The sequence below is a fragment of the Aquabacter sediminis genome (assembly GCF_028863665.1).
GTDB lineage: Bacteria > Pseudomonadota > Alphaproteobacteria > Rhizobiales > Xanthobacteraceae > L1I39.
The window spans coordinates 117,052-129,952 of record NZ_JARBFX010000009.1 but is presented as its reverse complement, the minus strand read 5'-3'; the positions used below and the strand labels follow the sequence as shown (position 1 = coordinate 129,952).

Sequence of the window (12,901 nt, the reverse complement as noted above, 5' to 3'; positions counted from 1 at the left end):
CCATGCGCATTCTCTTCATGGGCACCCCGGATTTCGCCGTGCCCACGCTCACCGAAATTGTCTCCCGGGGCCACGAGGTCGTTGCGGTCTACACCCGCGCCCCCGCGCCTGCGGGCCGAAGGGGGCTCGATCTCCTGCCCTCCCCTGTCCATGCGACCGCCGAGAAGTTCGGCCTGCCGGTCTTCACCCCCAAGACGCTGCGCGGCGAAGAGGCCGCCGAGACCATTCGCGCGCTGGAGGCCGACGTGGCGGTGGTGGTGGCCTATGGCATGATCCTGCCCCAGGCCATCCTGGACGCGCCGCGCCTTGGCTGCCTCAACCTGCACGGCTCGCTCCTGCCGCGCTGGCGTGGAGCGGCGCCCATCCAGCGGGCGATCATGGCTGGCGACACCGAGACGGGCCTTGCGGTCATGCGCATGGAAGCCGGGCTCGACACGGGCCCCGTCGGCCTTCTGGAGCGTGTCGCCATCGGCCCGAACATGACGGCCGGCGAATTGCACGACCAGATGATGGTGCTCGGTGCCGATCTCATGGCGCGCGCCCTTGCCGCCCTGGAGCGGGGTGGCCTGCACTTCACCCCTCAGCCCGAGGCCGGCGTGGTCTATGCGCACAAGCTGGACAAAGGCGAGACGCGCATCGACTGGTCCCGCCCCGCCCAAGAAGTGCATGACCATATTCGCGGTCTCTCTCCCTTTCCTGGCGCCTGGTTCCCGCTGGGGCCGGAAGAGACCCGCGTGAAGGTGTTGCGCTCGACGCTGGCTGCGGGCGAGGGCATACCGGGCACGGCCTTGGACGACCACCTCACCATCGCCTGCGGGGACGGCGCCGTGCGGCTGGTGCAGCTGCAGAAGGCCGGCAAGCAGGCAGGGACGGCCGATGCCTTCCTGAATGGCAATCCGGTTCCCGCCGGCACACGGCTCGCGTGAGCGGCGGGAGCCGCGCCCATGCCTCGTTACAAGCTCACCATCGAGTATGATGGCACGTCCTTTGCCGGCTGGCAGATCCAGGCGGAGCTGGCGACTGTCCAGGGCGCGCTGGCGCAAGCGGTGACACGCCTCACCGGTGAAGAGGTCCATGTGGCCGGCGCCGGCCGCACCGATGCCGGCGTCCATGCGACGGGACAAGTGGCGCATATCGACCTGACCCGTCCCTGGCGGACGGACACCTTGCGAGACGGACTGACTGCCCATTTGCGGCCGGTCCCTGTCGCGGTGCTGTCCGCCGAGGCGGTGGCGGATGATTTCGATGCCCGCTTCTCGGCCGTGAAGCGGCACTATGTCTATCGCATCATCAACCGCCGGCCGGATCTGGCGCTCGACCGCGACCGCGCGTGGCGCATTCCCCAAAGACTGGACGCAGAGGCCATGCATGCGGCCGCGCAGCGCCTCTTGGGTCGGCATGACTTCACCGCCTTTCGCGCGGCGGAGTGCCAGGCGGCCTCTCCGGTGAAGACGCTGGATCAATTGGATGTGGAACGCGTGGGGGACGAGATCCGCATTGTCACCTCCGCCCGCTCCTTCCTCCACCACCAGGTGCGCTCCATGGCAGGATCGCTGATGCGGGTGGGAGAGGGCCGGTGGAGTGCTGATGACCTTGCCGATGTCCTGGCCTCCCGCGATCGCGCGCGCTGCGGACCCATGGCTCCAGCCTGCGGGCTGTATCTGGCCGCGGTCAGCTACTGACCCGCGCCCCGTGCGGTCCAGACCTGCGCAAATTGCGCCCTGCTACCGGAACTCAAATCCTCTGCGCGCGTTTCCCAGGCAATTGCGCCCTTTGGCGTCACAGGTTTCGCGTCATGACCTTTGGGTTCTCATTCCGCAGTCGCCGCCCTGAGCGCCAGGCGAAGGGCACGTCCTCCCTCCAGGCCTGGGTGAGCTATGTGGTGGCCCGCGCGGTCGAAGTGGCACCCTGTCGCTTCATTTTCTTCGATGGCCGTGAAACCGCGCAAGCGGGCGCGAGTGGTGCGGTGATCGTGCCAGGCGGCGCCTTCTTTCTGGATGAAGCCCTGCTCTATCGTGACCGCACGGCAGCGGAGGGCGCGGCAGCCCGCCTCAATGCCCGGCGGCCGTCCGGTGCGGAAAGCTGGGTGGTGATTTCCACCCGTCGCGTGCTCGCAGACCAGCGCCAAGCAGTCATGCCGCTGCCCGCCGCAGGAGGCCAAGGAGCCCTATCGCGGCGATGACCAGAACCGCACCGACCATTTGAAGGGGCGCAATCGGCTCGCCGAGGGCCAGCACCGCACCCGCTAGGCCGAACACCGGAATAAGCGCCAGATAAAGGCCGGCAATGGGGGCGGAGAGCATCCGCAGACCCAGCAGATAGAACCAGACCGCCAGCGCATATTGCACGACGCCCGTAGCGGCGGCCGTGAGAATCAAGGTCCATGACAGCGCGGCAGGTGCCTCGAACCCGCTGCCCCAGGCGCCCGCCAGAAGACCGAGCACGCAAGCCAGCCCCGCCGACTGCTGGAGGGCCGCCAGGCTGAGCGGTGCCATGAAGCCCACTAGCCGGCTCGACATCACCACGTAAAGCGCAGCAACCGCTGTGCCGAGGCCCACCAGGGCATCTCCCGAAAGCCGGCCCTCCCCCAGTCCCTCGGCCCCTGAAAGCGTCACCATCAGCACGCCGGCAATGGCAAGGGCGAGGACTCCTGCAACACCGCGGCTCGGCCGGTCGCCCACCAGCAGCCAGGCCAGAGCGCAGATGAAGACCGGCTCGGCAGCGCCGATGACGGTGGCATTGGCCGCTGTCGTGAGTGCAAGACCGGGGACTGCGAGTCCATAGGCGAGGCCCGGCTCCAGCATCCCGGAGGCAAGGACCGCCGTGATGCGCTCCAGGCCCGCAAAAGACGGCCGCGCCACCCCCACGCAACACCAGAGAAAGGTCACGCTCGCACCCAATTGCAGGCCGAGCAGTTGGAACGGCGGGACCTCCTCAAGAAGGCCCTTTGTGGCCACCGTCGCCAATCCCCAGCAGGCGGCGGAGAGAATGATCGCCAGTGTGGCGAGCCAAACCCTCCCGCGCCGGGGAAAAGCAGGGAGATCAGGCGAAGGCTGCACGGCCTGTGTGTCGGTCATAAGCGGGGCCCCTCTTTCCGCACGGCCTCGCATTCCACCGGGCAGTTGTCCTGCGGGCACGCGTCCTCGTCGCACATCCGGCAGATATGATCGGCGGCTGCACGGCTCTGCGTCAGAGCAGCGAGCATGTGGGACACGGCGTCCCCAAGCGCAGGTCGGATGGCCGCCGGCACCTGCCCCAGGGCCGCGCCCAGCGCAGCCCGGCGCGCCTCCAGAATGCTCGCTGCGACGTCCCTGCCCTCCGAGGTCAGGCGCAGCTGGACCTGACGCTTGTCCTTCGTGCCGGCGTCCCGTGCCACCATGCCCCGGTCGGACAGATCTTCGGCAAGGCGCACGACCACGGAATGGGTGAGACCCAGAATGTCCGCCAGGGTGCGGATCGGCGTGCCCGGATAAAAGCTCAACACCACCAGCGCCGAACAGGCGCTGGTGCCGAGCCCCGAAGCGGAACGGGCGGCGTCATCCTGTGCATCGGACAAGGCCAAGGCGAGGGCGCCAAGAAGGTTGGTGAGTTGAGCGTCATGCATGAGAATATGTATTCAGTATGAATATAAATAGGTCAAGGAGTGAATCGTGCGATACCCCCATCGCTGACCCTCCTCAGATGGCTGCATCGGAGAGGTGCACCCGGCGGTCGTGGACGCCCGGTGCACCTTCCTTTGGCTATGCCTTCAGGACAGAGGCATAGTCGCGCACGAAAGTGGCAAGCGGGATGGGCGGCTGGCCCGTCATGCGCAACACATGGTCCGTTACCCCAGCGGTCCAGCCTTCGCGCACGGGGTGGAAGAGGAAGGCCAGGAAACCCGCATAATCGGGGGCCAGTCCAGCGCGCGTCAGAAGGGCGATGAAGGCTTCATCGTCGATGGGGGTGTAAGCGACAGGGCGACCCACCGCCTGCGAAATCAGCGCGGCCGCCTCGCCATAGCCAAGCGCCTGCGGCCCCGTCAGGTTGAAGGCCTGTCCATCGAACTGGCTGGAGGAGAGAGCCGCTGCCGCGCTCGCGGCGATGTCGCGGGCATCGATGAAGCTCGACTTGCCCTCGCCTGCCGGCACGGCGATGACGCCGTGGTCGATGCCCGGCTTCCAGAAGGTCAGGAAATTATCGGAAAACCAGTTGGGCCGCAGGATCACATAGGGGGTGCCGGAGCGCTCCAGGGCGCGTTCCACCTGGCGATAAGGGATCGCATCATCCGCATCGACACCCAGTGCCGTCTGAAGCACCACCTTGACCTTGCGGGCCGCAGCGGCCTCGATCACGGGCACCAGCAGACCGACAGGGTCCATATAGCCCGTGGGCAACATCACATAAGCGCGGTCGACTCCCTCGAAGGCCGTCGCGAAGGTGGAGGGGTCACGATAGTCGAAGGCCACGCCCTCGGCGCCTGTCACCGTTTTGCCCGTCCGCGACGCCGCTTTCACCTGCGCCCCCGCCGCGACAAGCCGCTCCACGAGAGGCCGCCCCACCGTTCCGGTGGCGCCGAGGACAAGACTCTTGCCGGACATGTTCATCTCCTGGTATCCAATAGAAACCACGTTTCTGGTGGATACATACGCTCCCCGGTGAACGTGCAAAAGAGAGCACCTTCCGGTGACATGGTTTCACCGAGGAAACCGGCCAGCCAGGATGAAGCGGATGCAATGGGCCTATGATGTCTATGAAGAGCGCTGCCCCACGCGCATGCTGCTGGACCGCATCGCCGACAAATGGGCGGTTCTCATCCTCGCGCGTCTGCGCGGCGGTCCGGTGCGCTTCAACCAACTGCGCCGGGAGATCCGCGGCATCTCGCAGAAGGTGCTCTCGCAGACCTTGAAGAAGCTGGAGCGCGATGGGCTGATCACCCGCGCTGTCTTCCCCACCGTTCCGGTGACGGTGGAATATGCCCTCACCCCACTGGGCGAAACGCTCAACGAGACGGTGGCCGCCCTCGCCCGATGGGCGGAGCACAATATGGATGCCGTTCTGGCTGCCCAGGCGGCTTATGACGCACAAGCCGTGCCGGCCACGGGCGCCCGGGCATGAAAAAGCCCCCGGGACCGCCGGGGGCTTGATGCACGGATCGGAACGCCGCAGCGGTCAGATGGAGGTGTTGATCCACTGCACGAGCTTGGCCTTGGGCGCCGCGCCGACCTGACGGGAGGCGATCTTGCCGTCCTTGAACAGGAGCAGTGTGGGAATGGACATGATGCCGTACTTGGACGCGGTCTCGGGATTCTCGTCCACGTTCAGCTTCACGATCTTAAGCTTGTCGCCCAGCTCGTCGGACACCTCGTCGAGGATGGGGGCCACCATGCGGCAGGGGCCGCACCACTCCGCCCAGAAATCCACCACGACGGGGCTGCCGGACTTCAAAACGTCCTGGTCGAAGCTCTGATCGGAAACTTTTTCGATCGCCATAACACACCTCTTGGGGGGCGAAGGGATTGGGAAGCGTGGACGCAACGTAGGTATCCCCTCCCCCCGCCGTCAAGGCGCGTCGCGCCGACGTGAAGGGAAGACGGTGTCGCGGCCCTATGGGTGAAGCGCCTCCAGCGCCCGCCGCAGGCGCCCGGCATCAAGCGAAACGATCACCGGCCCGCGTGTATAGGCCAGAACGGCCTCCACCGGGCGACCGGGAAAGGTCCGCTCCAAGACAGCCGCATAGAGCGCCAACTGGGAGACATGCCGCTCCGGCGGCGCCTGGCCTGTGGATGGCGGTCGCTGGTCGGTCTTGAAGTCGGCAATCAGAACCCGGCGTTCGGTCACGGCGAGCCGGTCGATTCGCCCGGTCACCGCGATGACGCGCCCCTGGGGCGTGGTCCAGCGCCCGGCCACCGGCACTTCAGCGCGGCTGGCGGGACCGAACACCTCGGCAAGCTCATCCCGTTCGAGAATCCCGACGGCCTCGGACAAAAGCTCCCGGTGCACCTGTGCAGGCAGATTGGCGGCGGCGTGGCCGAGCATCCGCAAGCCGGCCGCCTCGCGCTCAGCCGGGGCGATCCCGGCGAGGCCAGCCAAAAGCCGGTGGATCAGGTCCCCCCGAACCATCGGGTCCAGCCCCTCGGCTGCGGTGCTGGCCGCAACCACTGAGCGGGCCAGCACGCGGGAGGGGCGCAGCGGAGCCGACGCTTCCCCTTCCAGGGCCTCCCCGGCCAGCCCCAGGACGACGGGGGCAGGCAGCGGCACGGATACGGAGGTGGTTGGCGCCTCGCCGCTCGGCGGCAGGCTTTCCGGCCTGCGCCAGCGCAGCACCTCCTCGGGGGCATAGGGCACCTGCACCGCATGGGCCTCGTCCTGAAGGGCGCCGAGGACCAGGTCGTACCAGCACCCTTCGGGGCGCGCGTGAGGCTTGTCCTTGGCCGCGGCGCGGGTCTCGGCCCCGCAGATCACCAATGCGTCCTCCGCGCGGGTGAGCGCCACATAAAGCAGCCGGCGATATTCCTCGCTCTCGCGCGCCGCCGCTTCGGTGCGCGCTGTAGCCAGCACCTCCGGGTCCTCCGCCTTGCGCGGCGCCAGGACCGGGAGGCCGGAGGGCAGCGTGAGGAAGCCTTCCGAGGTGCGCGGGCGGGGCACGTCCACTGTGTCGGCGAGGACCACGACGGGCGCTTCCAAGCCCTTGGCGCCATGGACGGTCATGACGCGCACCTCGTCGCGACCGGTCTCCATGTCGCGCTTGGTCTCCGCACCGCCCCGGCGCAGAAAGGCGAGGAAGCCGGCGAGCGTCGCCGCCTCCCCGCTTTCATAGGTGCGGGCAAGGGCCATGAATTCGTCCAGCACGTCGGCTGCTTCCGGCCCGAGGCGGGCCAACATGGCCCGGCGGCCGCCATCACGGCCCAGCACCCGGGCGTAAAAGTCGAACGGCCGCAGGCGCCGCGCCTCCCCCCGCCAGCGCTCCAGGCGGGCGAGGGCATCCGCCAGAGGCCCCTCCTGCGGTGCGGCGATCGCAAGCGCGTCCCACAGCCGGCCGGGACGGCCGGGGCACCAGCGCATGAGGTCGTCATCAGTGAAGCCGAAGAGGGGCGCCTTCAGCACGCCGGCCAGCGCCAGGTCATCGTCCGGCGAGAGCAGCGCATCGCCCAGTGCCATCAGGTCGAGGGCGGCGATATGGTCGGCCACCACCAGCCGGTCGGCGCCGGCCACCTCCACCCCACCGCCCGCTCCCTTCAAGGCACGGATGATGGCCTCGAACAGCTTGCCGCGCCGCCGCACCAGCACCAGCACATCCCGCCCCTGCATGGGGCGCCCCTTGCGCGAGGGGATGGCGAGCCGCTCTGCGATGCCCCGGCGCACGAAATCCGCGATGCGCTGGGCCAGCATGTTGACGGGATCATCGCCCGGCACCTCGTCCAGGGGGCGCCGCCAATCATCCACCTTGGGCCGTTCCGGCGGCTTGATGGTGGGCCACACCTCCACCAAAGCCGGGGCATCGGTACGGATGGCCTCATGGACGGTCTTGGCATCGTCGTCGGAGAGGCCGGCGCGGGCGGCTTGGCTGGCGAACACCGCATCCACCGCCGCCAGCACGCCCGGCGCCGAGCGGAAAGAATGGGGCAGCCGCACATTGCGGAAGCCCGTATTGCCCGCTTCTCGGGCCACCCGGTGCCGCATCTCGCCAAAGGTGCGGGGATCGGCCCCCTGGAAGGAGAAGATGGACTGCTTCTCGTCGCCCACCACGAACAGGGTGCGCCGCAACGGCCCGCGCGCTCCTGCCCCGGCAAAGAAATCGTCGATCAGGCCGTGCACCACCGCCCATTGGGCCGGGCTTGTGTCCTGCGCCTCGTCCACCAGCACATGGTCGATGCCGCGATCCAGCTTGAAATGCACCCAGGAGGCCGGCACGCGGTTCAGGAGCGCAGCTGTGCGGGCGATGAGGTCGTCGAAATCCAGGAGCCCACGGTCGGCCTTGGCGGATTCGTAGCGGGCACAGGCGGCAGCCCCCAAAGTGAGGGCGGCATCGGTGCGCTCCAGCACTTCCACCGCCCGGCGCTGATCCTCCAGGAGCGCGATGCGGTCGCGCTCAGCCTCCATCCGGGCGGCGATGGTGGGCAGCGCCTCGCGCGCACCCTTGGTGAGAAGGTCCTTGTCTGTGCGCGGACCGCCATCGGCCTTCAGGAACACGCCGAGATAGGCGGCCAGCGCCTCCTCCTGCGACCCGGCCCCGGCGGCGGCAAGCAGCGAGGCCGCTCGCTTCTGGTCGGTGGCCTTGCCGGATGCGGCAATCTCTGCCGCCACCGCCCGCCATTCGCTTTGTGGCAGATGGGGGCCGTCCAGCACTTGGCGCAGCAGCCCGTCGCGGGTGATGGAGGGGTCGAGCCCCAGTCCCGCCGCGATCTGCGCGCGCCGGGCGTCCGCCTCCTGTGCCAGCTTGAGGATGCGGGCGCGGGCATCCACCGAGGCGGCGATGAGGTCGTCGATGCCCTTGTCGCCGGTCTCCCCCATGAGATGGGCGAGTGCGCGGCCGAGCGCGGCGTGGGGCTGGGACGTGGCCTCCACGATGAGGTCGGTGCGAATGCGGGCGAGGAGGTCCATGCGGCCGGCATCGTCCAGTTCGCGAAAGCCGGCGGCGACGCCTGCCTCGAAGGGGAACTGGTGCAGCAGGCCGCCGCAGAAGGCGTGAATGGTCTGGATCTTCAGGCCGCCGGGTGTCTCCAGCGCCGCCGCGAACAGGCGCCGGGCGATGGCGCGCAACTCGGGCGTGGGCCGGCGGTGGTCGGTGCGGGCGATCTCCTCGTCCAGCGCGGCATCGGGCAGAGCCACCCAGCGACCAAGCGTGGTGAGCACCCGGTTCGCCATATTGGCAGCCGCCGCCTTGGTGTAGGTCAGGCACAGGATGCGCCCCGGCGGCGTGCCCGCCAGCAACAGGCGGATGACGCGCTGGGAGAGGACATGGGTCTTCCCCGAGCCCGCATTGGCGGACACCCAGGCGGAGACCTCCGGGTCGGATGCTTCGCTCTGGTGGCGGGTGGCCGCCAGGAGCGCCGCCGTCTGTGAGGGCGCGGCTTTGGCGCTATCGGACGCGCTGCTCACGAGGCCTCCTCCTCCGCACCCAGCGCCCATTCGCGCACCCGCGCCAGATGGTCATAAGGCCCGAACCGCCCACGCCACTGGGGGGCGCTGAGCGAGCGATAGCCCTGCGCCTCGTCCTCGAAGGCCAGCAGCAGATCCGTGAGCCGGCCGAGCGCCTCCTCGGCCATGGAGGTGGCGTCCTGGTCCTTGGCCACCCCCGGCTTCACCCGCCCCGGCTCCGCGCCGCCCTTGAGTTCCACATAGAAGAAGTCGTTGACGGGCGCCGCCGGCACCGCCTTGAAGCCGCCCCGCGCCGCCATGGCCGCCTCCAGCGGCAATTGGGGCGAGAAGGTCCGGCCCTGGCGCGTGGAAGGCGCAGTTCCGGTCTTGTAGTCGACGATGGCGAGGGCGCCGTCTTGGAGAATATCGATGCGGTCCGCCCGCCCGGTGAGCCGGAAGCCGCTCTTGGCGAGCGGGATGTCGAGCGCGCCTCCCGTCTCCGCCACCACCTTGCGCACCGCCGCCCGCCGCTCCCGCTCAAACGCCACCACCCAGCCGGCCACCCGCTCGAACCTCGCCCACCACAAGGCGTGCTCGGCGGGAAACACCTCCAGCGGCGCGAACGCGGCGCGGCCATAGGCGATGAGGCGGTCCAGCGCATCGGGTGGGAGGTCTTCCGGGAAGGCGATGCCAAACTGGCCGAGCGCATCATGAAGCGCAGTGCCACGCTCGGCGCCCCCTGGCTCCGCGTCGAGCGGCTCCAGCGGCTGGAGCGCCAGGACATGGCGGGCGAAGATGGAATAGGGATCGCGCAGGAAGGTCTCGATTTCCGTCACCGAGAGCTGGCGCGGCCGCAGGGCCAAGGGTGGCGCCGGCGCGGGCTGCACCGCGCGGGGCACCGGCGGAGCCCGATCGAGGGTTGCGGCGGCCGTGCGCCACACCTCGCCCCGTGCCCGCACCGCCGCCCAGCGCTCCGCGCCGCAGACGGTGGCGAGGCGCTGGACGAAGCGCGAGGGCACGCTTTGGGTTCCCTCCACCTTGGCGGGGAGCGCCAGCACCACCTGGGGGGCGCCGAAGCTCTGCACGAAATCGTGGGCGGACAGGCCGATGCGCCGCTCCGGCAATTCCAAGCCCAGCTCGCCCCGCATGGGCCGGCTGAGCCAGGGGTCGGTCCGCGTCTGGGGGGGCCAAACGCCCTCCACAAGGCCGCCAAGAACCACAAGGTCCACATCCAGAAGGCGCGCTTCCAGCGGCCCGAGAATGCGCAGCCGCGCGCCAGGGCGGGCGTGCGGCCGCACCATCTGGTCGGCCAGCAGTGCCCCCACCGTCTCGGCATAATCCCGCACGGAGAGCGCGGGTCCGTGGGGCGCGGCCTGGAGGATCGCCTCGAAGGCATCCGCCAGATGCGCCCGCCCCGGCTCCTCGGCCTCCAGATCCAGCGGCCCGCCAATGGCCTCCATGGCCACGCGGTGCGCCGCCACCAGGCTCGCCAAAGGCTGCAGGCCCGGTCCGGCGGGGAAAGCGGAGAAAGCCTGTGCCAGCCGTTCCACAAGCTCCTGCGCAGGCACGAGCCGGTCCGCACCGATCCGTCGGCGCGGATCGGTGCGGTGCAGGCGATCGCGGTCGAATGCGGCCACCGTCTGACGCAAGCCGGCAATGCCGGTGCGCGGGCGCGGGCCGCGCAACGCCACCAGTTCCAGCGCCGCCACCGCCTCGGCCTGTTCCGCTGGCGCACGGCCGAGCGTCGCCATGGGGTGGCTGAGGAGCGCGAACAGGGGCACGGGCGCGAAATCCTGCGCCACCACCTGCGCCACCAACCGGGCGAACCGCCCCGCTTCCGTCTCGGCCAGCGGCTCGCCGGCGGAATCGTCGATCTCGATGCCAAAGCGGCTCAATTCCGCGGTCACGCGGCGAGCCAGATCCCGGTCCGGCGTCACCAGCGCTCCCCGTGCACCGGCCCGCTCCAGCACCGCACGCAGGACAAGGGCGATGGAGAGCGCCTCCTCGCGCGGATCGGCCGCCTCGATGAGCGTCACATCTGCAATGGCGGCATCCCGCTCGTCATCCGGCAAGCGATCGGGGAGATTGACCCACCGGTCCGTTGTGCTGGAATGGCGCAGCGTCTCGCTCAGCAGGGCCTCGCGGGGCGGAGCGGCGCGCACGCCGATCTCCTCCACATCCTCCCGGGTGATGCCCAGCGTGTCCAGCAAATGAGCGAGGCCGAACTGAGGGTGGTCGGGCGCCGCGCCCGGCCCATCCTCGGCCAGGAGAGCGAAGGCGTCGTCCTCGGCATGGAAATCGAGGCCCGGCAGCACCACCGCCCCCAGCGGCAGGCCGGCAATGACCGAGAGCAGCCGGGCGGTGGCCGGCAGCGAGCCGGTGGAGCCGGCGGCGATCACCGGGCCGGCAGCAGCGCCGAGCTCCGCCAAGCGCCGCGCTTCCGCCGCCACCAGCACGTCGCGGCGCACGGCGGGCTCCACCATGCCCTGTTCCGCCAGGTGTCCTTCCCACGCCTTGCGGGCGATACGCAGGAACTGGCGGCTCATTTCGAAATAGGTGTCATGCTCATCGAGAGCGAGGCCCTCCAGCCGCTCCCAGGCAGCGCCCGCAATGGTCATCTGGTCGAACAGGCTTGCGAGCGCGTCGGCCAGCGCCACCGTGGCCGCAGGACCGGCCGCCACCGCCGCCTGGTCGGATCCGTCGGCCAGCGCGTCCCGCCACCGCGCCACCAGGGCGCTGAGGGCGATGCGCCGATGCACGCCATCCACCGCACGTGGCGGGGCCAGGAGCGGGGCCTCCTCGGAAAAGGCCAGCGCATCCTCGTCCACATCGCCGAGCGGGACGATGCGCGGCAGAAGAAGTCCTTCGGCGCCCGACGCCTCCAGCAGCGCCGCCTCGAAGGCGCGCCCGGCGCGGCGCGTGGGCAGATAGATGGTGGCGGAGGCAAGCGCCAGCGGATCGCCTGCGGGCGCAAAGCCGGGCACGAGGCGCCCGTCGAGCAAAGCCCGGGCGAGGGTCGGCAGGAAGGGCGCCGTGGGCGGAATGGACAGAACCCGCTTCATGGACGATGCCCCTCCCGCGATGCCTCCGAACAGGTCCATTTGGCCTGAATCGGACGACACTCTAGTCGCTGGAGCGCCGGATGGCTTCCTCGGCGGAGGCGATGGCGTCCGGCGTCCCCACATGCATCCAGGTGCCTTCCAGGCGGATGCCGAACAGCCGGTCCGCCTCCCGCGCCAGGTCGAAGATGCGGTTCAGAGAGAAGGCCCCCTCGGGCACATCGGCGAACAGGCCCGGCTTCAGGATCGCCGCGCCCGCATAAACGAACGGGGCCATGACCCGCTCCGGCCGGCGCGTCAGGCGGCCTTCCGGATCCATCATGAAGTCGCCCGCCCCGTCATAGCCGATGGACAAGGCGGTGGAAGCCAGAAGCAGGAGTACGTCCATGCGCTCCGGATCGAACACCCTTTCCATGCGCGCGAGGTTTGGCCGCATGCCCTCGATCCAGATCGTGTCCGAATTGATGGCGAAGAACGGCGCATCTCCGAAATGGCCAAGCGCCCGCCGCACGCCGCCGCCGGTCTCCAGCAGCGCGTCGCGCTCGTCACTGAGGACGATGCGGGGCGGCCCCTTGCGGGCCTTCAGATGGGCCTCCAGGAGGTCGGCGTGATGGTGCACATTGACCACCGCCTCGTCCACCTCGACCTCCGCCAGGCGATCAAGCACATGGTCGATCAAAGGGCGGCCATTCACCTCGACCAAGGGCTTGGGCCGCGTATCCGTCAAGGGGCGCATCCTTGTGCCGAGGCCCGCCGCCAACACCATGGCCTTGCGCAGTTTG

11 protein-coding genes are annotated in these 12,901 nt (G+C 69.4%); 4 read left to right on the top strand and 7 right to left on the bottom strand.

Annotated features, from left to right (window positions below; all coding sequences use genetic code 11):
* The first annotated feature begins 2 nt into the window (after positions 1-2).
* From fmt to PV781_RS18185, 3 genes are all read left to right on the top strand, one after another.
* Positions 3-926: a methionyl-tRNA formyltransferase gene (gene fmt, locus PV781_RS18195; protein WP_274777059.1), complete on the top strand. Its 924-nt coding sequence runs from the start codon at positions 3-5 to the stop codon at positions 924-926.
* 18 nt (positions 927-944) lie between these two features.
* Complete coding sequence (gene truA, locus PV781_RS18190) at positions 945-1,682, top strand: tRNA pseudouridine(38-40) synthase TruA (RefSeq protein WP_274777058.1); 738 nt, start codon at positions 945-947, stop codon at positions 1,680-1,682.
* A 188-nt stretch (positions 1,683-1,870) separates the two neighbouring features.
* The gene (locus tag PV781_RS18185) at positions 1,871-2,182 is read left to right on the top strand and encodes a hypothetical protein (RefSeq protein WP_274777057.1); all 312 of its coding nucleotides are present in this window, start codon (positions 1,871-1,873) and stop codon (positions 2,180-2,182) included.
* On the opposite strand, the gene PV781_RS18180 is transcribed toward PV781_RS18185, so the two are convergent.
* From PV781_RS18180 to PV781_RS18170, 3 genes are all read right to left on the bottom strand, one after another.
* Positions 2,133-3,077, bottom strand: coding sequence for a DMT family transporter (locus PV781_RS18180; RefSeq protein WP_274777056.1), 945 nt, complete (start codon positions 3,075-3,077; stop codon positions 2,133-2,135). The genes PV781_RS18185 and PV781_RS18180 overlap by 50 nt on opposite strands.
* Positions 3,074-3,604, bottom strand: coding sequence for a MarR family winged helix-turn-helix transcriptional regulator (locus PV781_RS18175; protein WP_274777055.1), 531 nt, complete (start codon positions 3,602-3,604; stop codon positions 3,074-3,076). The genes PV781_RS18180 and PV781_RS18175 overlap by 4 nt, the downstream gene beginning before the upstream one ends.
* Before the next feature lie 136 nt (positions 3,605-3,740).
* Positions 3,741-4,580 carry an SDR family oxidoreductase gene (locus tag PV781_RS18170; RefSeq protein ID WP_274777054.1) on the bottom strand — a complete coding sequence of 280 codons (840 nt, stop codon included), beginning with the start codon at positions 4,578-4,580 and terminating at the stop codon, positions 3,741-3,743.
* Between the two features lie 130 nt (positions 4,581-4,710).
* On the opposite strand from PV781_RS18170, the gene PV781_RS18165 reads away from it, so the two are divergent.
* A complete protein-coding gene (locus PV781_RS18165; protein ID WP_274777053.1) occupies positions 4,711-5,097 on the top strand; it encodes a winged helix-turn-helix transcriptional regulator in 387 nt (128 codons plus the stop codon).
* A gap of 54 nt (positions 5,098-5,151) precedes the next feature.
* Here the strand turns inward: PV781_RS18165 and trxA are convergent, their stop codons facing one another.
* The 4 genes from trxA to PV781_RS18145 all read right to left on the bottom strand — a co-directional run bounded on the left by trxA (position 5,152) and on the right by PV781_RS18145 (position 12,885).
* Positions 5,152-5,472: a thioredoxin gene (gene trxA, locus PV781_RS18160; RefSeq protein ID WP_274777052.1), complete on the bottom strand. Its 321-nt coding sequence runs from the start codon at positions 5,470-5,472 to the stop codon at positions 5,152-5,154.
* A gap of 114 nt (positions 5,473-5,586) precedes the next feature.
* Positions 5,587-9,081, bottom strand: a complete 3,495-nt coding sequence (addA, locus tag PV781_RS18155; protein ID WP_274777051.1) for a double-strand break repair helicase AddA — start codon at positions 9,079-9,081, stop codon at positions 5,587-5,589.
* Positions 9,078-12,122 (bottom strand): double-strand break repair protein AddB, encoded by a 3,045-nt coding sequence (gene addB / locus PV781_RS18150; RefSeq protein WP_274777050.1) that lies wholly within the window; start codon positions 12,120-12,122, stop codon positions 9,078-9,080. Before addB ends, addA begins: the two co-directional genes overlap by 4 nt.
* Positions 12,123-12,183: 61 nt before the next feature.
* Complete coding sequence (locus PV781_RS18145; protein WP_274777158.1) at positions 12,184-12,885, bottom strand: nucleotidyltransferase family protein; 702 nt, start codon at positions 12,883-12,885, stop codon at positions 12,184-12,186.
* Between the last annotated feature and the right edge of the window lie 16 nt (positions 12,886-12,901).

Coding starts and splice junctions, on each gene's coding strand:
- fmt (WP_274777059.1), top strand. CDS start 3: ATGCGCATTCTCTTCATGGGCACCCCGGATTTCGCCGTGCCCACGCTC.
- truA (WP_274777058.1), top strand. CDS start 945: ATGCCTCGTTACAAGCTCACCATCGAGTATGATGGCACGTCCTTTGCC.
- PV781_RS18180 (WP_274777056.1), bottom strand. CDS start 3,077: ATGACCGACACACAGGCCGTGCAGCCTTCGCCTGATCTCCCTGCTTTT.
- PV781_RS18175 (WP_274777055.1), bottom strand. CDS start 3,604: ATGCATGACGCTCAACTCACCAACCTTCTTGGCGCCCTCGCCTTGGCC.
- PV781_RS18170 (WP_274777054.1), bottom strand. CDS start 4,580: ATGTCCGGCAAGAGTCTTGTCCTCGGCGCCACCGGAACGGTGGGGCGG.
- PV781_RS18165 (WP_274777053.1), top strand. CDS start 4,711: ATGCAATGGGCCTATGATGTCTATGAAGAGCGCTGCCCCACGCGCATG.
- trxA (WP_274777052.1), bottom strand. CDS start 5,472: ATGGCGATCGAAAAAGTTTCCGATCAGAGCTTCGACCAGGACGTTTTG.
- addB (WP_274777050.1), bottom strand. CDS start 12,122: ATGAAGCGGGTTCTGTCCATTCCGCCCACGGCGCCCTTCCTGCCGACC.
- PV781_RS18145 (WP_274777158.1), bottom strand. CDS start 12,885: ATGGTGTTGGCGGCGGGCCTCGGCACAAGGATGCGCCCCTTGACGGAT.